The 21,942-nt window shown below is 50.0% G+C and carries 19 protein-coding genes; 7 read left to right on the top strand and 12 right to left on the bottom strand.

Annotated elements, in window-relative coordinates; translation table 11 throughout:
* Positions 1-27: 27 nt before the first annotated feature.
* From fabF to gltX, 7 genes are all read right to left on the bottom strand, one after another.
* Positions 28-1,275 (bottom strand): beta-ketoacyl-ACP synthase II, encoded by a 1,248-nt coding sequence (fabF, locus tag Q4A84_RS06230; protein WP_303088070.1) that lies wholly within the window; start codon positions 1,273-1,275, stop codon positions 28-30.
* 167 nt (positions 1,276-1,442) lie between these two features.
* Positions 1,443-1,679, bottom strand: a complete 237-nt coding sequence (gene acpP / locus Q4A84_RS06225; RefSeq protein WP_303088069.1) for an acyl carrier protein — start codon at positions 1,677-1,679, stop codon at positions 1,443-1,445.
* 341 nt (positions 1,680-2,020) lie between these two features.
* Entirely contained in the window at positions 2,021-2,422 is a 402-nt protein-coding gene (locus Q4A84_RS06220) for a glycine zipper domain-containing protein (RefSeq protein ID WP_303088068.1), read from the bottom strand.
* A 203-nt stretch (positions 2,423-2,625) separates the two neighbouring features.
* Positions 2,626-3,954 carry a murein transglycosylase A gene (locus Q4A84_RS06215; RefSeq protein WP_303088067.1) on the bottom strand — a complete coding sequence of 443 codons (1,329 nt, stop codon included), beginning with the start codon at positions 3,952-3,954 and terminating at the stop codon, positions 2,626-2,628.
* Between the two features lie 202 nt (positions 3,955-4,156).
* On the bottom strand, positions 4,157-4,636 hold the full coding sequence (locus tag Q4A84_RS06210; RefSeq protein WP_303088066.1) for a DUF3617 family protein: 480 nt from the start codon (positions 4,634-4,636) through the stop codon (positions 4,157-4,159).
* A gap of 162 nt (positions 4,637-4,798) precedes the next feature.
* Positions 4,799-5,227 (bottom strand): DUF3617 family protein, encoded by a 429-nt coding sequence (locus tag Q4A84_RS06205; protein ID WP_303088065.1) that lies wholly within the window; start codon positions 5,225-5,227, stop codon positions 4,799-4,801.
* Positions 5,228-5,352: 125 nt separating this feature from the next.
* Complete coding sequence (gene gltX / locus Q4A84_RS06200; RefSeq protein WP_303088064.1) at positions 5,353-6,747, bottom strand: glutamate--tRNA ligase; 1,395 nt, start codon at positions 6,745-6,747, stop codon at positions 5,353-5,355.
* A gap of 435 nt (positions 6,748-7,182) precedes the next feature.
* Here gltX and Q4A84_RS06195 point away from each other — a divergent pair, with 435 nt between their 5' ends.
* The 5 genes from Q4A84_RS06195 to Q4A84_RS06175 all read left to right on the top strand — a co-directional run bounded on the left by Q4A84_RS06195 (position 7,183) and on the right by Q4A84_RS06175 (position 12,117).
* A complete protein-coding gene (locus Q4A84_RS06195) occupies positions 7,183-8,721 on the top strand; it encodes an ABC transporter permease/substrate-binding protein (protein WP_303088063.1) in 1,539 nt (512 codons plus the stop codon).
* The gene (locus Q4A84_RS06190; protein WP_303088062.1) at positions 8,718-9,647 is read left to right on the top strand and encodes an ABC transporter ATP-binding protein; all 930 of its coding nucleotides are present in this window, start codon (positions 8,718-8,720) and stop codon (positions 9,645-9,647) included. Before Q4A84_RS06195 ends, Q4A84_RS06190 begins: the two co-directional genes overlap by 4 nt.
* Before the next feature lie 176 nt (positions 9,648-9,823).
* A complete protein-coding gene (locus Q4A84_RS06185) occupies positions 9,824-10,054 on the top strand; it encodes an exodeoxyribonuclease VII small subunit (RefSeq protein ID WP_303088061.1) in 231 nt (76 codons plus the stop codon).
* A complete protein-coding gene (locus tag Q4A84_RS06180) occupies positions 10,038-10,943 on the top strand; it encodes a polyprenyl synthetase family protein (protein WP_303088060.1) in 906 nt (301 codons plus the stop codon). The genes Q4A84_RS06185 and Q4A84_RS06180 overlap by 17 nt, the downstream gene beginning before the upstream one ends.
* A gap of 409 nt (positions 10,944-11,352) precedes the next feature.
* Positions 11,353-12,117, top strand: a complete 765-nt coding sequence (locus Q4A84_RS06175; protein ID WP_303088059.1) for a (S)-acetoin forming diacetyl reductase — start codon at positions 11,353-11,355, stop codon at positions 12,115-12,117.
* Between the two features lie 296 nt (positions 12,118-12,413).
* On the opposite strand, the gene rpmG is transcribed toward Q4A84_RS06175, so the two are convergent.
* The 4 genes from rpmG to dxs all read right to left on the bottom strand — a co-directional run bounded on the left by rpmG (position 12,414) and on the right by dxs (position 17,105).
* Positions 12,414-12,569, bottom strand: coding sequence for a 50S ribosomal protein L33 (gene rpmG, locus Q4A84_RS06170; RefSeq protein WP_003684373.1), 156 nt, complete (start codon positions 12,567-12,569; stop codon positions 12,414-12,416).
* A gap of 27 nt (positions 12,570-12,596) precedes the next feature.
* Positions 12,597-12,830 carry a 50S ribosomal protein L28 gene (gene rpmB / locus Q4A84_RS06165; protein WP_303088058.1) on the bottom strand — a complete coding sequence of 78 codons (234 nt, stop codon included), beginning with the start codon at positions 12,828-12,830 and terminating at the stop codon, positions 12,597-12,599.
* Between the two features lie 252 nt (positions 12,831-13,082).
* Positions 13,083-14,981: an arginine decarboxylase gene (gene speA / locus Q4A84_RS06160; RefSeq protein ID WP_303088057.1), complete on the bottom strand. Its 1,899-nt coding sequence runs from the start codon at positions 14,979-14,981 to the stop codon at positions 13,083-13,085.
* A gap of 228 nt (positions 14,982-15,209) precedes the next feature.
* Positions 15,210-17,105, bottom strand: coding sequence for a 1-deoxy-D-xylulose-5-phosphate synthase (gene dxs, locus Q4A84_RS06155; protein ID WP_303088056.1), 1,896 nt, complete (start codon positions 17,103-17,105; stop codon positions 15,210-15,212).
* A 195-nt stretch (positions 17,106-17,300) separates the two neighbouring features.
* Here dxs and Q4A84_RS06150 point away from each other — a divergent pair, with 195 nt between their 5' ends.
* On the top strand, positions 17,301-18,515 hold the full coding sequence (locus Q4A84_RS06150; protein WP_303088055.1) for a pyridoxal phosphate-dependent aminotransferase: 1,215 nt from the start codon (positions 17,301-17,303) through the stop codon (positions 18,513-18,515).
* 73 nt (positions 18,516-18,588) lie between these two features.
* Here Q4A84_RS06150 and Q4A84_RS06145 read toward each other — a convergent pair whose 3' ends face one another.
* Positions 18,589-20,970, bottom strand: coding sequence for a hypothetical protein (locus Q4A84_RS06145; protein ID WP_303088054.1), 2,382 nt, complete (start codon positions 20,968-20,970; stop codon positions 18,589-18,591).
* A 475-nt stretch (positions 20,971-21,445) separates the two neighbouring features.
* On the opposite strand from Q4A84_RS06145, the gene Q4A84_RS06140 reads away from it, so the two are divergent.
* Positions 21,446-21,942, top strand: a 497-nt coding sequence (locus Q4A84_RS06140) for a hypothetical protein (protein ID WP_303088053.1), incomplete at its 3' end; no start/stop codon positions are given.

Below are 21,942 nucleotides of genomic sequence, written 5' to 3'. Positions count from 1 at the left end.
CTTGACATCATTTATCATCATCCAGAATCAAGCTTCGAATTTCTTGAATACCAGTGTTCCGTTAGTACCGCCGAAACCGAACGAATTGGAAATGGCGGCACGAATAGTGATTTCGCGGGCTTGATTGGCGCAATAATCCAAATCGCAACCGGCTTCGAAATCTTGTTCAAACAGGTTGATGGTTGGCGGAGACACTTGGTTCTTCACTGCCAATACGCTGTAAACCGCTTCAACCCCGCCGGCGGCACCCAACAAATGGCCGGTCATGGACTTGGTGGAGTTGACGACCAAATTTTTGGCATGCTCGCCAAACGCCAGTTTTAGCGCTGTGGTTTCGTTGGCATCGCCCAACGGCGTAGACGTACCGTGGGCATTGACATAGTCGATATCGGCAGCATTCAAACCGGCATCCGCCAAAGCACGCTTAACCGAAAGCGCAGGGCCTTCTGCATTAGGCGCGGTAATATGGTGGGCGTCGGAACTCATACCGAAACCGGCCAATTCCGCATAAATGCGCGCGCCGCGTTTTTTGGCATGTTCCAATTCTTCCAGCACCAAAACACCAGCACCTTCGCCCATAACAAAGCCGTCACGGCCTTTATCCCACGGACGAGAAGCGGTTGCGGGATCATCATTGCGGGTCGACAAGGCTTTCATGGCGGCGAAACCACCCATGCCAAGCATACATATCGCACCTTCGGCACCGCCTGCAATCATCACATCCGCATCGCCGTATTGGATGATGCGGGCAGAATCGCCAATCGCATGCGCGCCGGTCGTGCAGGCCGATACCATGCCGTAGCTCGGGCCTTGATAGCCGGTCAGAATGGTTACATGGCCGGAAATCATGTTGATGAGTGAACCGGGGATGAAAAACGGGTTGATTTTACGAGGACCGTCTGCCGCTACGACTCTGCCGGTCGCCTCGATACTGGGCAGCCCGCCGATGCCTGCGCCTACGTTAACGCCGACGCGTTCTTTGTTCAGATCAGGCGTGTCGTTCAGGCCCGCATCCGCAATGGCTTGAAGCGATGCGGCAATGCCGTAATGGATAAAGACATCCATGCGGCGCGCTTCCTTGGCGCTAATATATTGGCCGATGTCGAAATTCCGTACTTCGCCGGCAATCTGGCTGCTGAGTTCGGATGTATCGAAGCGGCTGATGGAACCGATGCCGCTCTTGCCGGCCAACAGGTTTTCCCACGCGGTTGCGACATCGTTGCCGACCGGAGACACTTGGCCCAAGCCTGTAATGACCACTCTTCTCTGACTCATAAAATCTTCTCGTTTCTCTAGTAAGGTTTTCCCGAGCTTTGGGGCGCATATTATGAAAGGTTAAAAGCCCCTTTGTGCAGACTTTCCGCGCAACAGGGGCTCTCAGGGCTTCAGGCGGCAAACGTTAACGCTTTGCCTGAACATTCCCGGTATTTTCATCCACGCGCTTAGGCGTTGTGGGCGTTAATGTAGTCAATTGCCAGTTGCACGGTAGTGATTTTTTCTGCTTCTTCGTCGGGAATTTCGCAACCAAACGCTTCTTCCAGCGCCATAACCAGCTCTACAGTGTCCAGTGAGTCTGCACCCAAGTCGTCTTGAAAGGAAGATTCGTTTTTAACTTCGCTTTCGCTTACACCAAGTTGTTCAGCAACAATTTTTTTAACTTGTTGTTCAATGTTTGACATTTTTGTTAGTCCTTAATATGCCTTACGGCGGGGTTTATAAAAAATTTGAACGGTATTTTACCGAATTGGGCCAAAGTTTTCCATCACTAATGCAGGTTTGAAGCGGCCCTCTGAGGGAATTAGGCGGCATACTAGCATAGGGCTATTTTAACTGACAAGGGGATTTTTGAATCCTTACATTCGCTATTTTCGTTTCCATATCGAGGCTATTTGCCGAAGATAACGGCGTTTACCCGCCATGGCACCATGCCGACGAGCCATTGACAATGCCTGTCTGAAAATTCAGACAGGCATTGTTTCAATATCAAGACAAATAAAGGACTGTATCTTGCAGATTTTGCTTAGAAAGGGCCACCGTGATGATGATGGTGATGAGGGCGTCCCCAGCCGCGAGGGCCATCGTCATCGAAATCTCTGTCGAAACGGCGTTCGGGATAAGGTCTTCTGCGGCGGCGGTCGTCGTCATAATAACGATCCCGCACGTGGTAACGGTTGTTGTTTTCAGCGGCAGTCAGTTTTTTGTTGTGGTAAGCGTAGGCATTACCCAACAAGCCGCCGACAGCAGCGCCCGCCAAGGCGCTTTGGGTGTTCTTTCCGGCAACGGCGCCGACTGCGGCACCGGCGGCGGCACCGGCAATGGTGGCTTTGGTTTGGTTGGTGGTGCCGCGCGCTTGGGCGGCACTCACTGAGAAAATCAGTGCGACGGATGTAATGACGGTAAAAAATGTTTGCTTGAGATTCATAAACAAGCTCCTTCTGTTTTATTGAGGAACAAACATACACATCTGCATATTTGTTGTGCTGTAGACTGTGCCGGTGCGAGGAAGTTCAAAATCAGAATTTATATCTTTGTTCTCAATTGGAATATGATTTTTATATAATCAAACAGCATTAATGCCCGTCTGAACGTTTCAGACAGGCATTTTGTATCCAAAACAAGGGCTATTTAAGGACGATATTGCGGCTGCATGCCGTTGGGCAGCAGCTCCCACACATAGCCGGTGTTTTTCATTTTTCCGGCAACTTTGCCGGCCTCATCGCCGTAACCCCAGAAATAATCGACACGCACGGCTCCTCGGATGGCGGAACCGGTATCTTGCGCCATAATCAAGCGGTTAAGTGCGCTGCGGGATTCCGGATGGGTTGTCGCCACAAACAACGGAGCACCCAGCGTGATATAGCGGCGGTCGACCGCTCCGGCAAATTCGCTGTGCAACGGCGTACCGAGTGCGCCGACAGGGCCCTCTTCGGCCGTACCTTCCAGTTTGCGGAAAAACACATAGCTGGGGTTTTGCCCCAACACTTCAGCCAGATGCGTTGGATTCTGACGCATCCATTCTTTAATGCCCTGCATAGTCGTTTGATTCAATGGCAAATAGCCCTTGGAAGCCATGTATTTTCCTATGGAAACATAGGGATACTCGTTTTTATCGGCATAGCCCAAACGGATAAAGCCGCCGCTAGGCGTCTGCAGGCGCCCCGATCCTTGGATTTGCAGGAAGAAAAGTTCGACCGGATCATCGGCATAACCCAGAATCGGCGCCTTACCGTCAAGCGCGCCGCCGTTAATCTGGGCACGGGTGTAATAGGGAACGAAACGGTTGTCGGTGGTAAAGCGGCCTTTAATGGCTTTGCTGCGCTCGGTTATCGGAAATTCACTGAGATTGGCCGTGTATTGACCGTCCGGCGCGATAGTGCCGCGGTTAGTGCCGGCCGGCTTGATGCGTACGGTGCCTTTGGCCGCACGCTGGCCGGCAGATAATTCGACCGAAACGAAATCGCTCGGAATGCCGTAAATCGGGAAACGGGCCTTGCGGGTCGCTTTATTGTCGCCTTGCAGCACCGGTTCGTAATAGCCGGTTACCGTGCCGGCAAGCTGGCCGTTTTCGCTCACTTCCCACACGGTAAAGTATTGTTCAAAGAAATGCTTGGCGGAAAAGTAGTTGCGCGAAGTGCGCTCGGCCTGCGCGCAAACGTTCTGCCACTCGGCGCGGGCTTTCAGCTTGGTACAACCGGTTTTAAACGATTCCAGGCTGCGCACGAAATGTTGAAACGCCCAATGCGGCAGGGCGTGATGCGACACGGCACGATAGCTGACACCGCTGCCGGCCGGGCTGACGACCGTACCCGGAGCGGCGGGCACTCCCGCAGGCAGCGCTGGGCCCGTACCGGCAATGGGCACATAACCGCCGCCGCTTTTTTTCGTACCGGTACAGGCGGCCAGCAAGGCGGCTAAGCCGATAAGGGAAAGACGGAGAAAAGTTTTGCTGTTCATATCGTTTTGCGGTTACTTGAATGAAAAGTGTATGGGCATTCGATTTACATGATGAATCGGACGCGAAATTAGTAAAAAACCGGCAAAGTTTGGCTAATGCGTATTGCCGGAAGCATGGCAGACAAGGTTTTCAGGCAGGCTTATTCGATGACTGCAAAGGGCAAACTATAACAGCTTCGAGGCCTGTCTGAAAACCAGCCATTCAGAAAGGCAGCCAGTCGGTTTCGCCGCAGCGAACCGTTTTATCGTTGTGATGGCTCATGATGCCGCTTTCGGTAAAGTAAACCGGCTCTCCCTCGGGGCGCACGGTTTTGGTAAAGCGGATTTGGTTTTTACCTAGGTTTTCATAACGCGCCTCAAAACGCACCGAAGGGCAGGCGGCTCGGAAAGAAGCCGTTTGCCCGTTGCTCCGGTAATCTTCGATTGAGCAACCGTCTTGCTCCAGTGTTTTTGTCATAGCTTTTGGATAGTCGGCGCTATCGGTAGGGCGTATGCAGAGGTTTCGGGTATGTTTTTGAGGCGCATCGGCCAGCTCCGGCCCGCTTTGGCGGAAAACGGTTTCATAAGCAAAAAGCCATTGCCCTGTTTGTGCGGGAAACGCGATGGTTTCAGCAGAAACGGGCAATGCGGCGACCAATAAGCTGGCCAAACCGGCCGGTAAGGCAAATTTTCGGATGTTCATTGATAGGGGTTTCCTTCATGAGGCAATCGGCTGGTTAAAACCGAAGCACGCCGTTTTCATCATTGCAGCCCGCCCTACCGCCATGCGCATATACATGAAAGCCTACGGCAAGCCGGGCAATGTTAAGATGAAATGCGGGCATGATTGTTTTTCAGACAGGCATTATTCGACGCAGGCGGCCGTATTGCTGTTCTTATGGTGCATGACGCCGCTGGCTGTGTAGCTTTTGCCTTTGCGGCTGTGAATGGTTTGGGTGAACTTGATTTCGTTGTCGCTTAATTTTTCATATTGCGCATCAAAACTCATGGTTTCGCAGCTGGCTTTAAACGATGCTTTATTCTCGTTACTTTGAAAATCGCTGATGTTGCAGTTTTCCGCTTTCAAACTATCGGCCTGCGATTGCGGATAATCGGCGCTGCTTTTTTGGCTGATACAGATGTTTTCTTTACCTTTGACACTGTCGGTGCTGTTGCTGGTTTTGTCATGCCATGAAATGGTGTGCGGCCATTCCCATTCGCCGGCCGGCGCGGGAAACGCTTGCACGGCAACAGACGCAATAGAAAATAAAATAAAAATAAGCGGTTTGTGCATAAATCTTCTTTCAAAAAGATGCTGTGTGGGCAGCCTGTTCCGATAAGGATAAGAGGTGATTTTTTGATGTCGTAACAAAGTAAGAGAATGCCTGTCTGAAAAAGTTTCAGACAGGCATTTAAAAATTAACCGCGGATGCGTTTCAACACTTCTTCTTTACCGATTAAAGCCAGCACGGCATCAACGCTCGGCGTTTTCGCCGTACCGCACACAGCCAGCCGCAACGGCATGCCGAGCTTGCCCATTTTAATGCCCTCTTCGTCGCAAAAAGGCTTGAACAATTCATGAATGGCCTCGGCATGCCATTCAGACAGGCTCTCCAGCTTGGCGGCAAACCGCAACATGCGGCCGGCAGCATCTTCATCCCAATGTTTCTGTACATCAGCTTCGGCGGGCACTGCTTTGCGGTAAAAATAGGTGCACTCTTCGGCCAACGCGTTCAAATCCTGCGCACGATCTTTAACCAACGCCAATACACCTTCCAAGGCCGGTTGGTCGGTTTCGGCGATGCCGAGAGCTGCCAGACGCGGCTTAACCAGCGCCGCCAATTCGGCATTAGGCGTGATTTTGATGTGCTCGCCGTTAATCCAGTACAGTTTTTTCAAATCCATGCGACTGGGCGACGGTGAAACATCGCTTAAGTCGAACCATTCCACAAATTGCGACATCGTGAAAAATTCATCGTTGCCATGCGCCCAACCCAACCGCGCCAGATAATTGAGCATGGCTTCGGGCAGAATACCCATCTGGCCGAAATCGGTAATCGCCACCGTATCGCCGCTGCGTTTGGAAATTTTCTTGCCCTGCTCGTTGAGAATCATCGGCAAATGGGCATACTCGGGTAAGGTAGCGCCGATGGCTTTCAAAATGTTGATTTGCTTGGGCGTGTTGTTGACATGATCGTCGCCGCGAATAACATGAGTAATGCCCATATCCCAATCGTCGACTACCACACAAAAATTGTAGGTCGGCGTACCGTCGGCTCGGGCGATAATCAAGTCGTCCAATGCTTCGTTGGGAATGCTGATTTCGCCTTTTACCAAATCATGCCATCGGGTCACACCGCTCAACGGCGTTTTAAAGCGCACCACGGGCTCTCTGTCTGCCGGCACCGGCGGCAAGGTTTTGCCCTCTTCCGGGCGCCAGCGGCGATCGTAAGTGGCAGTGCCTTCGCGCTCGGCCTGTTCGCGCATGGCTTCCAGCTCTTCTTTGCTGCAATAGCAATAATAAGCATGACCTTGCGCCAGAAGCTGGGCAATCACTTCTTTATAACGCTCAAAACGGCGCGTTTGATAAACCACGTCTCCCGCGTTGTCGTAATCCAAACCAACCCACTTCATGCCCTCCAGAATAATGTCGACCGATTCGGCAGTGGAGCGTTCCAAGTCGGTGTCTTCGATGCGCAGCAGAAACTCACCTTGCTGTTTTCTGGCGAAAGCCCATGAAAATAAAGCGGTGCGTACGCCGCCGATATGCAGGTAGCCGGTGGGGCTGGGAGCGAAACGGGTTTTAACGGTCATGATTTCTGCTTTCGATAATATTTGAAGGTGCTATTTTATAATTTTTGCGGAATTTGCAAAAGTTCGGCAAATGCTATAAATATGGTTTCAAGCTGCCCGCAGCACTTACCAACATATGCTTTATGCCTAAAACATACCGAATTTCGCAACATGTTCCCTTCCGCACCCATATACCTGTATGATTTATTAATAGATTAAAAAGCAGACAAATTTGTTTTAAATGCTGTAATCAAGCATAAAGCGCAGTGTCTACCTAGGCTGGGCAGCTGGCATCGAATCTTTCAGACAGGCATTGGCACGCCACAGCCCTCTTGCCAAAACCAACGCCGCTCATCTTCCACAATGCCTGTCTAAAAAAGATACAGCCCAACCCCAGCGTATTCATCCGTGGAATATGAATACTCATCAATAATTTGTTTCACCCGCACCGCATTTATGAATCCGATTCTCCAAACGCTGCTAGAGCGCAAAACCGATTTATTAAACGCAACCGCAGAGCACCTTATCATTTCGCTCTCGGCGCTGCTTTGCGCCGTTGCCATTGCCATACCGCTCGCCATTTGGTTTGCCGAACGTAAAAAGCAAGCCGAAATCATCTTGCAAATCACCAACATTCTGCAAACCATCCCCTCCCTTGCCATGCTCGGGCTGCTCATTCCCTTTGTCGGCATAGGCACACCGCCGGTTTTGATTGCACTCACGCTTTACGCCTTATTACCCATCTTTCAGAATACCTTGCTCGGCCTTTCCGAAATCGACCCGGCCATAAAAGAAGCTGCCGATGCGTTCGGATTATCACGCTGGCAACGGTTAATACGCATCGAATTGCCGATGGCATTACCGGCCATGATTTCAGGCATCCGCACAGCCGCCGTACTCATCATCGGCACGGCCACCTTGGCCGCGTTGGTCGGCGCAGGTGGATTGGGCAACCTTATTCTACTGGGCATCGACCGCCACAACGCAGCGCTTACCCTCATCGGCGCAACCGCATCGGCCCTGCTGGCCGTTGGCGTCAGCGGCTTCCTCTACGGCCTGCAACACCGCAAAGCCTATCGAATATTGATGCTGGTCATAGCATTAGCCGCCATCTGGTCCGGCGCGCATTGGTGGCAAACGCAAAGCAACAACCGCCCCATCGTGATTGCCGGCAAACTGGGCAGCGAGCCCGACATTCTCATCAATATGTATAAATTGCTAATTGAAGAAGAAAACCCGGCAAACCATGTGGAATTAAAACCCAACTTCGGTAAAACCAGTTTCCTGTTCAATGCTTTAGACAGCGGCGAAGTAGATATCTATCCCGAATTTACCGGCACGGTTTTAGAAAGTCTGGTCGAGCTGCCCGAAGCGCAAAAGAGTCAGATATTCAGCCCTGCCGAAACATACCGTCTGGCCGCACAACTATTGGCGCGGCAACATAAAATGCGGCTGCTTCAACCGATGCAATATCAAAACACCTATGTACTCGCCCTACCCGAAGCATACGCAAAAACACACCAACTCTCCGCCCTTTCCGATTTAAAAGCGGTAAGCAACCAAATACGCGCAGGCTTTACATTGGAATTCATCGATCGGGAAGACGGCTACAAAGGCCTGTCTGAAATCCACCATATCCCGCTGAAACACGTTGCCAGCATCGAACCCGCCTTGCGCTACACAGCCCTGAAAGACGGGCGGATTGATATGGTCGACGCCTATTCTACCGACGCTGAAATCCGTCAATACCGCTTAACCATGCTGAAAGACGACTTACGGCTGTTCCGCCCCTATCAAGGCGCCCCGCTCATGAAAGCAGACTTTGCCGACCGACATCCCGAAATCGTCAGCGCACTGGGCAAACTGGCCGGGAAAATCACCGAAGCAGAAATGTCGGAAATGAACTACCGCGTCAAAAACAGCGGAGAGACGCCCGCCCGCGTAGCGGCCGATTATCTGCACGCCCACCACTTACTCAAGAAAAACGCGCCATGAAACCGATTATCGAATTTTGCAACGTTACCAAAAGCTATAACGGCAAAAACGTTATTTGCGACTTAAACCTCAGCATCGAAGCAGGCGAATTTTTCGTTATCGTCGGCCCGTCCGGTTGCGGCAAAACCACTACGCTCAAAATGATTAATGCCCTAACCGAACCCACCGAAGGCTACGTTTACTTCGACGGCAAACCCATCAAAAATTACGACATCCGCAGCCTGCGCCACCGAATCGGTTATGTATTGCAGCAAATCGCCCTCTTCCCCACCATGACGGTCAAACAAAATATCGAATTGATTCCCGATATTCTCGGTTGGAAAAAAGCCGAACGCCATCAGCGCAGCACCGAGCTGCTCGAAATGGTCGGCCTCCCGCCCGAAAAATATGCCGCCCGCTATCCGCACGAGCTCTCAGGCGGCGAGCAGCAGCGCATAGGCATCCTACGCGCCATCGCAGCCAAACCCGACGTATTGCTGATGGATGAACCCTTCAGCGCACTCGACCCGATTTCCCGCAACGCTTTGCAGGAAATGGTGGCGACCATACACGCCAAGCTCGGCACCACCATCGTTTTCGTAACCCACAATATGAACGAAGCCTTGCGTTTAGCCAGCCGCATCGCCGTCATGCGCCACGGCTTGCTGCAACAAACAGGCCGCCCTGAAACCCTGCAAAACGAGCCGGCCAACGAATTCGTACGCTCGTTTTTCCAAAGCGAAACCATAGGCTACGGCAAAATCAACCAGCTACTCGCCTACAACCTGCTGCCCTTAAGCGGCGCCGACATGCCCGAATGTTCGCCGGACGACAACATTACCGATTTATTTACCTTGCTCAGCAATTACAACCGCGTGCGTATTGCACAATCAGGCGAAATCGATGCCCGCATAATATTTGAATATTTAAACAACCGGCGGAAATAGCCATAGTTAAGCCAAACAAACTGACCGCCCCCTCTCCAAACCGACATAAGCAACAAGCCATCAATGCCTCGGGCGCATAACCTGAATCCGCTCCTGCCTCAAAGATAAGCGCCTATTCATCTCCACCAAAATGAAATGCTACAATCACACCTTCAGCCAATCCAACGATGAACAACATGAAAAAACACGTCGCCCCTAAATCTTTCGAAGACGCCCTCAAACGATTAGAAACCCTTACCCAAGCGATGCAAAGCAGCGAAATGCCGCTGGAAGAGGCACTTGCCGCCTACCAAGAAGGCAACGAACTGGTGAAATACTGCCAAGAAAAACTGGCCGAAGTAGAACAAAAACTACAAGTATTGGACGCAGACGGCCTGAAGGAGCTGAATCTTGACACAAACGAATAATTGGAACGCTTTGAAATCCTGGCAGCAGAAAGCGCAAGCACAAACCGAACTGGCACTAGAGCGCGTGTTACCGCTCGCTTCCGCACTGCCTCATACCCTGCACGATGCCATGCGCTACGCAGCGCTCGACGGCGGAAAACGGCTACGCCCCCTACTCGTGTTGGCCGCATCCGAATTAGGCGAAGCGGAGCATGCTGCCGTTGAGAAAGCAATGGCCGCCATCGAAATGATGCACGTCTATTCCCTAGTGCACGATGACATGCCCGCCATGGACAACGACAGCCTGCGCCGCGGCAAACCGACCTGCCATATCCAATATAACGAAGCCACCGCACTCTTAACCGGCGATGCCCTGCAAACACAGGCGTTCGACGTTTTAAGCCGCCCCACCGCCTTGCCGCCGGAGCGCCAGCTCAAAATGATTGCCGTATTGGCACGCGCTTCCGGCAGCCTCGGCATGGCGGGCGGGCAAGCAATCGACTTGGCCAATGTCGGCCAGAATCTGACCCAAGCCGAACTGGAGCACATGCACAGCCTCAAAACCGGCGCCCTCATCCGAGCCGCCGTAGCACTCGGCGCCCTGTGCTGCCCCGATTTAAGCGAAACCGATTTGCAGCATCTCGACCAATATGCCGCCAAACTGGGGCTGGCCTTTCAAGTGATCGACGACGTGCTCGACTGCGAAGCCGACACCGCTACACTAGGCAAAACCGCCGGTAAAGATGCCGATAACGACAAACCCACGTATGTGAAACTCATGGGCCTAGCTACCGCCCGCAATTATGCCGAAACGCTGATTGCCGAAGCACTTGAACAATTATCCTCATTCGATAATAAAGCCGACCATTTACGCATGCTGGCCGAGTTTGTCATTCAGCGGAAAAATTAATGCCTGTCTGCAAAAGATTTTCAGATAGGCATGATATCCGACAGCAATCACGTGACAATTTTCAATACGATAAAAAAATCAATGACAAGCTTTTAGAGATTTAAATAGCTTGGCAAGATACCGAGCTATTTAAACGCCATTATTGATTTCAAATTTCAACCAAACAATGGTTTAGAAAACCCTACCTTAAACATAAACGATAACAAAGCTGCTGCTTTATTTTTCTGTTGCCAATCTTTCCAAATCTCACTGATGCCACCCTTCTCAATATTTACCAATCGTCGGAATCCAAACGTATCATCAATTGATTTTTTCAATCAAATTTAAAACTAGGATATTGACTATCAAATTTTTTGCGAGTAGGCTATTTGAGAGTTATTCTTATCAACTGTTAAATAGAGGGAAGAAAATGACAAAAGTAGCGATTGTAACAGGCGCAGCACAAGGTATTGGTTTTGCCATTGCACAACGCTTGCACCAAGACGGTTTCAAAATCGGCATGTTGGATTATCAAGAAGAGGCTGTGAAAGCAGCGGCTGAGAAAATCTCCGCTGCCGATACTTTAGCCGTTGCCGTAGACGTATCGAAACAAGCAGACGTATTTGACGCATTCGAACAAGTGGTTGCCAAGTTTGGCGATTTAAATGTTGTGGTCAACAACGCCGGTGTCGGCCCGACAACGCCGATCGATACCATTACCGAAGAACAATTCAACCGTGTTTACGGCATCAATGTAGCTGGTGTTATTTGGGGCATCCAAGCCGCTCGTAAGCATTTCAACGAATTAGGGCACGGCGGAAAAATCATCAATGCCGCCTCACAAGCGGGCGTAGTGGGCAATCCTAATTTGGCGTTATATTGCGGTACGAAATTCGCTGTGCGCGGCATTACCCAGACAACCGCCCAAGATTTGGCCGGCGAAGGCATTACCGTTAACGCTTATGCACCCGGTATTGTCAAAACGCCGATGATGTTTGATATTGCACACAAAGTAGGACAAAATGCAGGCAAAGACGATGAATGGGGCATGCAACAATTCGCGCAAAACATCACCCTCAAACGCCTGTCTGAACCTGAAGAAGTTGCCGCTGTTGTGTCATTCTTATCAAGCAACGACTCGAACTACATCACAGGCCAAACCATTATTGTTGATGGTGGTATGCAATTCCACTAAATCGTTATCCATCAAAAAAAACAGCCTAAGAAATATTTAGGCTGTTTTTTTACGCGGATGATAAAGATTTATTTAACCAATATAACGACGCCGCATATATTCCCTTTTTGATAAGCTTTTCATCTGAGAAAATGTATATTTTTAATAGCTGAATCGCCAGGATAAGATTTTATTTTGATTATGCAGAGTTTGGTCATAATAGATTGCAGAAATTTCCTAAAATAATAAAGGCCGCATTAAAAAATGCGGCCTTACAGAAACCTTGTCTACTACCAAAGTAGTATCGCTTAGGGAATTTATTTCAACTTAGTTTCTTTGTAAATAACGTGTTTGCGGGCAACCGGATCAAATTTTTTGATTTCCAATTTACCGGGCATAGTACGTTTGTTTTTAGTGGTCGTGTAGAAATGACCTGTACCGGCTGAAGATTCCAGTTTGATTTTATCGCGCATGGCTTTATTCCTTGATTAAGATTGAAATTAAGCTTCGCCGCGAGCGCGCATTTCGGCCAATACCACATCAATGCCTAATTTGTCGATGGTGCGCAAAGCAGCATTGGATACGCGCAGACGAACCCAGCGGTTTTCACTTTCAACCCAAAAACGGCGTGTTTGCAAGTTAGGCAAAAAACGACGTTTGGTTTTATTATTGGCGTGTGACACGTTGTTGCCACTCATCGGGCGTTTACCGGTCACTTCACAAACTCGTGCCATGATTGGACTCCAAACTTCTTGAATTAAAAATAGTAAACGCGGTTTATACCATAAAATCCCGTTTCAATTCAAGCATGTTTTTAAAAATCAGGATTTTTATGGCGGCAAACCGCCGAACATTGTTGTTTTCCGGGCTTTCAATTTCAACTCGCCCAGATGAAAGATGCGAATTATAACAAATTTCTCCGCTTGCCGCACTCCAAAAATTACCATGCCTGCCTGAAAATGATTCAGACAGGCCTTGACCCACCTCTAGTCGCCTTCAAGGCTAAGATAGCTGCTCTGCTTCAGAGCGCGGAAAAATTCGGCGGTATAAAGGTTGCGCTCTCCGGAAGAAAGCTTGGCCCAACGCGTTTTTTCTTCAAATTTGTTGATGGCCTCTTGCGGTTGCAGATGCACGTAACGCAACATGTCTTCGATGGTGTCGTGCTCTTCCATGCCGGCCAATTCTACTTCTCCGTTGTCGCGCACGTAAACGTTTACCGAATCGGTATCGCCGAAAAGATTGTGCATGTCGCCCAAAATTTCCTGATAAGCGCCCACCATAAATACGCCCAGAAGATAAGGCTCTCCCGCTTTCCATTCGTGAACGGGCATGCTGGTTTCAATACTCTGCCGGTCGACATACTGGCTGACCTTGCCGTCGGAATCGCAGGTCAAATCTTGCAAAACGGCACGGCGCACCGGTTTTTCGTTTAAGCGGTGTACGGGCATGATCGGCAGTATCTGCCCGATGGCCCAAGTATCTGGCAAACTTTGAAACACGCTGAAATTACAGAAATATTTATCGGCCAGCTTATCGGTCAAATCATCGTACACTTGCCGCTGACTACGCCCGCCGCCCGGCAATTGCTGCTTGAGGCGACGGCACAAAACGGCGTGCAGTTGCTCGGCCAAGGCTTTTTCAGACAGGCTTATGCGCCCGTCTACGTAGTTTTCGTTCACTTCCGACAGATAATGACCGATGCGGTAATAGGTTTCGGTAATCATCTCTCTGTCGATGCCTTTTTCGAGCAGCGTAACCAGCTTCTGAGTAGCAAAAGAGAGTTTGGCAACATCATCGATTTGCGGTGCATCCTCCGGCAAACGCTCCGCATCGGTTACATTCATAACCAACACGGCATGTTGCGCAGTCATCGCACGGCCGGATTCGCTAAACACATTCGGGTGCGGAATACCGTGCTCGTTGCAATATTCTTGAAGCATGGAAACAATTACGTGGGAATATTCGCCGATATCATAGTTTACCGAGCTGGCGTTACGCGAGTGCGTGCCGTCATAGTCGACGCCCAAGCCCCCTCCCACATCAACATATTCCACCGGCAAACCCAGTGCCCGCAATTCGGCAAAATAACGTACGGCCTCTTTGAAACTCAAGCGGTAATCGCCGATATTGGCGATTTGCGAACCCATGTGAAAATGCATCAACCGAACACAGTCGCCCAACCCGGCCACTTTCAGCTTTTCCGCCGCTGAAATCAACTGTGCGGCAGAAAGGCCGAATTTGCCTTTCTCACCGCCGGTATCCGCCCATTTGCTGGAAGACAGCGAAGAAAGGCGCACGCGCAAGCCGATATTGGCACGGATGCCGAGCTTAGCCGATTCTTCAATCACCAAGTCCACTTCCGTTTCTTTCTCAATTACGATGAAAACTTCGTGCCCCAGCCGTTGAGCGATGAGCGCCAAACGGATGAAATCGCGGTCTTTATAACCATTGCACACGATAACACCGTTTTTAGGTGCATAAGCCAGCACAATCATCAGTTCGGGCTTCGACCCCGCCTCAAGCCCGATAGAAACCTCATCGTTTTTCGGAGCAATAATGTTTTTAACCACACTTTCTTGCTGATTGACCTTAACCGGATAAATCGCCGTATACCGCCCCTGATAATCCAGCTTGCGGATAGAGCGGTTAAACGCGTTGCACAACAGGGATACCCTGTCTTGCAAGATATCGGGGAAACGCAACAACATAGGCAAATCCTGCCCCCGCTCGGTCAGTTCGCGCACAAGATCGTGCAGACTGACCTCCACATTCAATTCAGGCTTCGGCCTGACAACCACCTCACCCGCGTCAGACACTGAAAAATAACCATCACCCCAATGCCGGATACCATATAAGCCAGCGCTATCAGCCGCACTCCATGTCATGGATACGTTCCTTAGTAAATAAAACCTTGATTAAAAACACAGCAAATTCATAACGGAAGAAGATGCCTGTCTGAACCAGTTTTCAGACAGGCATCTTAAAATAGCATTATTATATATGCAACGAAACCACTTAATTTTGATGCATTGCACGGTTTTATCATCTTCATGCCCACATCAATAAAAAATTAGCCGACTTAAAGGTCAACAAACAACATAATTGAAACCGATTCAATTTTCTAGTGCTAACCAATCCCTAATCTGTTTCTCCAAAGCCGTTTCGCTCAGGCCCAGTTCGTCGAGCAGACGGGTGGGGTCGCCGTGGCCGGTAACGGTATCTTCAATCGCGGCGAGCAGAACGGGTTTGCATATTTTATGCTTGGCCAGTAATTCCAGCACTGCGCTGCCTGCTCCGCCCTGTTCTGCATTTTCTTCGACACAAACCAAATAATCGTATTCTTGAGCCAATTGCAGGATAAGCGCTTCGTCCAAAGGTTTGACAAAACGCATATCGGCTACGGCGGCATCCAGCTTTTCAGCAACAGCCAGAGCCGGTTGCACCATACTGCCGAAGGCGATGATGGCGGTTTTCTTACCTGTTCTGCGCAGCACGCCTTTGCCAACAGGAACGGTTTCCAAACCGGATGGAATGGATGTACCGTTGCCCGAACCGCGCGGATAGCGCACGACGGTAGGCATGTCTAAAGCGTAGCAGGTGGAAAGCAGTAAACGGCATTCGGCTTCGTCGCTAGGTGCTGCGATAACCATATTGGGAATGCAGCGCAGAAAGCTTAAATCATAAACACCGGCATGGGTCGGGCCGTCGGCGCCGACAATGCCGGCCCGATCGACGGCAAACATCACGGGCAATTTTTGCAGGGCAACATCGTGCACAAGCTGGTCATAGGCGCGTTGCAGAAAGGTGGAATAAATGGCGACTACGGGTTTGGCGCCTTGGCAGGCCAGACCGGCGGCAAACGTGACGGCATGTTGTTCGGCGATGCCGACATCAAAATAACGTTCGGGGAAACGTTGTTCGAATTCGACTAAACCGCTGCCTTCGCGCATGGCGGGCGTAATCGCAACCAATCGTTTATCGGCTTCCCCTTGATCAATCAGCCATTGGCCGAAGATTTGGGTATAGGTGGGTTTCTGGGGTGCCGAGGGCGTGCCTGCATCGGGCGTGGAGGGTGTTTTGCCGATGGCGTGGTATTTTACGGGATCGCTCTCGGCAAGTTTGTAGCCGTTGCCTTTTTTGGTAATCACATGCAATAACTGTGGGCCTTTTTTGCCGCGCATCTCGCGTAATACGTCAACCAGCTGCTCGACGTTATGGCCGTCAACCGGGCCGGTATAGCCGAAACCGAAGTTTTCGAAGAGCGAGAGCGATTGCTTGATATGTTCGCCTTCGCTGGCCATGGCTTTGATTTTATGCTCTACCTTCTGCGCCATGCCCAAGGCGCCGGGCAGTTTGTTGAGCATTTTGCCGGTTTGGTTTTTGATGGTGCTCAATACGCCGTGCATATCCCGCACTACGTTGCTGGCCAGATATTTGGGGAATGCGCCGACATTCGGTGAAATCGACATTTCGTTGTCGTTCAATACCACCAATAGGTCGATATCCATATCGCCTGCATTGTTGAGCGCTTCAAACGCCTGCCCTGCCGTCATCGCGCCATCGCCTATCACGGCCACGCTGCGGTTGGTTTTGCCGGCCAATTTGTCTGCCACGGCCATACCCAGCGCTGCGCCGATGGAAGTGGAAGAATGGCCGACGCCGAAGTCGTCGTATTCACTTTCGCTGCGCTTGGGGAAACCGGCCAGTCCGCCGTATTGGCGCATCGTGTGCATGCGGTGACGGCGGCCGGTCAGAATTTTATGCGGATAGCTTTGGTGGCCTACGTCCCAAACCAGATGGTCTTCGGGTGTGTCATACACATAGTGCAGTGCAATGGATAATTCAACGGCGCCTAAATTGCTGGCGAAATGCCCGCCGGTTTTACTCACGCTCTCCAATAAGAATTCGCGCAGCTCTTTCGCCAGTTGCGGCAACTGCGCTTTTTCCAGACCGCGCAAATCGCTCGGCAGGTTGACGGTATCTAGCAGGGGCGTGGTGGTTGTGCTCATAGGGCGGCTTTTTGGATGTAGGTTGTTTTAGGCTCCGATTATATCAAGTTTTCCATTCCGCGCGGATGCCTGTCTGAAACGTTTTCAGACAGGCATAGGCAACAGCAGCCCGTTTTTATTGCTGCGCCCTTTAAATTCTATGTAAAACGGAGTACATTTCACTTTAATACTTTAACCAATTCCGGAACTGCCAAAATGGAACGTTTTCCCAAATCCCACAAACTCGACCATGTTTGCTACGACATCCGCGGCCCGGTTCACAAAGAAGCGCTGCGGTTGGAAGAAGAAGGCAACAAAATTTTAAAGCTTAACATCGGCAATCCCGCCCCCTTCGGTTTTGAAGCGCCCGACGAGATTTTGGTCGACGTTATCCGCAATTTGCCTTCTTCCCAAGGTTATTGCGACTCGAAAGGATTGTATTCCGCCCGGAAAGCCATCGTTCACTATTACCAAACCAAAAACCTGCGCGACATTACGGTAAACGACGTCTATATCGGCAACGGCGTATCCGAGCTGATTACTATGTCGTTGCAAGCGCTTTTGAACGACGGCGATGAAATTCTGATTCCCGCGCCCGATTATCCTTTATGGACGGCAGCCGCAACGCTGGCCGGCGGTACACCGCGCCATTACTTGTGCGACGAGGAAAACCAATGGTTCCCGGATATTGACGACATCAAATCCAAGGTTACGCCCAATACCAAAGCGATTGTAATCATCAACCCCAACAATCCGACCGGTGCGGTTTACAGCAAAGAAACCCTGCTCGAAATCGTCGAAATCGCGCGCGTAAACAATCTGATTATTTTTGCCGACGAGATTTACGACAAAATTCTTTACGACGGTGCCGTGCACCATCATATTGCCGCACTCGCTCCGGATTTACTGACCATCACGTTCAACGGCCTTTCCAAAGCTTATCGCGTGGCCGGATTCCGCATGGGCTGGATGGTGCTTAACGGCCCCAAACATCAAGCCAAAGGCTATATCGAAGGGCTGGACATGCTTTCGTCGATGCGTTTGTGTGCCAACACCCCCATGCAACATGCCATCCAAACCGCATTGGGCGGCTATCAAAGCATTAACGATTTGGTGCTTCCCGGCGGCAGATTGCTGGAGCAACGCAACAAAGCCCACGAAATGCTGACCCAAATTCCCGGCATCAGCTGCGTCAAACCTCAAGGCGCCATGTATCTTTTCCCGAAAATCGACACGGAAATGTATCGCATCCACGATGATATGCGCTTCATATTCGATTTACTCCAGCAAGAGAAGGTTTTATTGGTGCAAGGCTCCGGCTTCAACTGGCCCAAACCAGACCACTTCCGCGTCGTTACACTACCTTATGTGCATCAAATTGAAGAAGCTATGACCAAATTGGCACGCTTCTTGAAGCGTTACCACCAATAACAGTTAAAGCCGGAAATAATAAAAAGCCTGTCTGAAATTTTTCAGACAGGCTTTTTATTATCGGGGCGGTGGTTTAGCCGAGCGCACCGGTTGAGGTTGCCAGCAAATCCTCCAGCTTCAAATCAGCCGGTGCGTTTTGAATGGTGATACTGTTTTCATAAGTTTGCCCGTCTTGCACGCCGGAGAAACTCAGCGTGCGGGTATCGGTATCCCACACCAGCTTGGTCGAATCGACCAGATCGCTGAACAACAGCTTGTCTTGCCCTACGGTGAAATCGGTAATCACATCATGGCCGCTATTGCTGTTGACCGTGAATACGAAAGTATCGCTGCCTGCATGGCCGGTTAAAGTGTCGTTGCCGGCGTTACCGATAATGATGTCGTCGTTATGGCTGCCGAACAAAGTATCGTTACCGCCTTGCGGATTGGTATCGAGCAACTCGGCGTAATTTTCCCGCACATAAGCCAATACATCGGCATCGCTGCCATCGCTTTGCACATCCGTTGCTTTCAGATAATCGCGCAAACCTTCCACCGCATTATCATAACTGCTGCCTTTAACGGTAGTGCCGCCGGCCTGCCATTCGAGCGTATCGATATTCAGCCGGTCGCCCACTAAAACATCATGCCCCGAACCGAACAAATCGGAACCGGCATCCAGCTGGTTATCAACAGCCGTACCTTTATGGCTATCGCCGACCAACAAATTGTCTTCCTGAGCGCTTCCTGTCAGATTGGTTGTTTGCCCGGCCTGATTGTCGCCCGTCAGCACGCGAGTGCTCGATTCGTGGCCGACATTGGCGGCAGAGCCTTCCAAGTGTGCCCAGTCATAATGGAATTGGAGCTCGGAAGTATCGGTTTCGGTGCCGTTGCTGACGGTATAGCTGATTTTCGGCGATTCGAAAAACGCTGCCGACATGTTTGTATCCAATTGATAGCTGCCGTCGGCATTGAGCGTAAACGTACCGGCATCGAATTGCGCGCTCTCGCCGGCTGCATAATGGTTGCCGTTGATTTCATAAGCGGTAACGCTCAACGCAGCGGCTCCGCCTTCGCCGTTGGTGGCGTTGTCCAGCACATTGCCGGCCACATTGGAAGTGAAGGTTTCATTTTCGTTGTCATCGGTTAAGCCGGTTTTAGCCGTATTATTCGCTTCGCCGGCCGCGGCAGCTTCAGACGAATCCTTGAGCGTAGCGGCATCGGTTGCAGCGGGGCGGACCTCGGCAGCATCATTAATCGCCGGCGTGTTGACATCTGCACCGGCTGCCGAATCAGCCGCGTGGGTATCGGCGGTTTTCTCAGCGGTGACGACCTTGTCTCCATTGGCTGCCGTATTTTTATCAAGCTCGAAATGCAGTGTCGAAGAAGAAGCCTTATAGCCGTTGGTTACGGTATAAGATACATCCGGCACCGCTGCCTTGGCATCGACGGCGTTGATTTTATACGAGCCGTCGCGATTCATTGTAAATTCGCCCACGCCGTCCACTTTTACGGTCTGCCCGGCGGCATAATAAGCGTTTCCAATGTTGAAGCCTGCAATATAAGGCTTATCACTGCCTTCATATTTATCCAGCACATTGCCTTCGCCCGCATACCCTGCCAACATTTTGGTCGCACTCAAGTCGACCAACGGATTGGCTTTGACATTGGCTTCAGGATAAGGAGCAACAGTGATTTTGCCTTTATCCAATGTAATATACAGAGACGAGGTTTCTTTGGCGCTGCCGTTATTCACGATATAAGACACATCGGGCATGTTCGCTTCCGTAACCTTCTGACCTTCCGCCGAAAGAGCATAAGTACCGTCGGCATTCAATTTGAACGTGCCGATGCCAAAAATGCCGGCGGTTTCACCTGCATGATATTTCATACCGTTAATCACATAACCGTCGATTTTGACTTCTGGTCCGGATTTGTTAATCGTATTGTCCAGCACGTTGCCGCTGATTTTTTCGCTCTCACCGTTAACCCACTCGGCCGCATCCGTAAACGAGCTTTTATCATTGGCCCGAATATCGGCCGCATCCAAAGGATCCAACCCAAGCCCCCAGCCTTCAACGTTGACATCCAAAGCGGATTTAACGGTTTCGCTGCCGTTGCTGACGGTATAGCCGACTTTAAACGCGGTAGTATTGGCATACGGATCTTTGATATCCACCAGATAGCGCCCGTCGGGAAGTACGGTAAACGAATTCAGATAGGCATTGTCGCCTTTGGCTATTTCTCCCGCTTGATAGGTTTTGCCGTCGAGAGTGAAATCCTGCACGCTGATTTTGCCCACGCTTTCACCGTTTAATGTGTTGGAAGCGTTCTCCAGCACATTGCCTGAAAACACATTTTTCGCCATATCATAATGCGGGAAAACCGCATTCAGATTTTCCCCTTGATCCGACAACACGGCTTTTGCCGCTGTTATCTGCGCCGTAGCGCTTTTCAAGGTTTCTGTATTACTCATCAAAATTCTCCTAAATCAAATAAAAGACAACAAAATCTATGGCTTGTGTGTTTTCATATTGCTTGTGGCAAGGTTGTTGAAACGCTTGCAGCCAATGAGTGCAGACTCTTTTCTAAGCATGAAAGCAGCCAAACTGCCTTTATGCTTACTTTAGCCAACTATAACTTAGGATACATAATAATGACTTTAGTTCATCTTTATTTCGTTTTTTTAATTTTAAACTTTTATCGTCGCATCCATACTCAAGCGAAAACGAATCAAAAAAAGCCTGTCTGAAAATATTTTCAGACAGGCTTTTGAGGAGATTAAACAATGAATCAGCCCAGCATTTCACAATATGCCGCAACAGTCGCCCGTCAAAACATAAAACCGTCTGCAAAAGGCAGGTTGGTTGTTTCCCGAATGAGTTTATAATTAAGCCGTTTGAATGTTGTTCAGACGGCTTAATTATCCATTCATAAAGAAAAGGTGCTTTATGAAACGCATTGTTTCCCTATTAACTTTAGCTTTATTATCCGCCGCAAATTTGAGTGCTTGCAGCGGGTCGGATAGCGTTCAAGAACAGACTGAAAAGCGTTTTCAGCTGAATCCCCATCCCAAACAAGCCTACCGGATTAAAGTCAAAATTAATGATGCGCCCGGGCCGTTGAAGTTAATGGATGATATTTATATCCGATATATGGCAAGAAATTGTTCGTATGTTATTAGTAAAATTGCAGGTGCTTCTACAGAGCCTAGGAAATATATCAAGTACAAAGCTCATAAAACCGGGCAGGATGAATATGAAGCTATTGTTTATTTTGATGCAATGCAAGACGAAGATTATTTTGGACAAGGTGTTTGCCGATGGAAGCCGGATGGTTTTGGCGGGTCATTTAAGGCAACGGGTAAACCGGAAGAGACAAGATTTAGTATTAGTGATGTTATGGAAGATTTGATAGAGAAAAAGACACTGACTAAATATTATTGGAA

Source organism: Neisseria sp. (genome assembly GCF_030527965.1).
Lineage (GTDB): Bacteria > Pseudomonadota > Gammaproteobacteria > Burkholderiales > Neisseriaceae > Neisseria.
The sequence above is the reverse complement of the archived record's forward strand: the minus strand, read 5'-3'. Positions and strand labels throughout refer to the sequence as shown.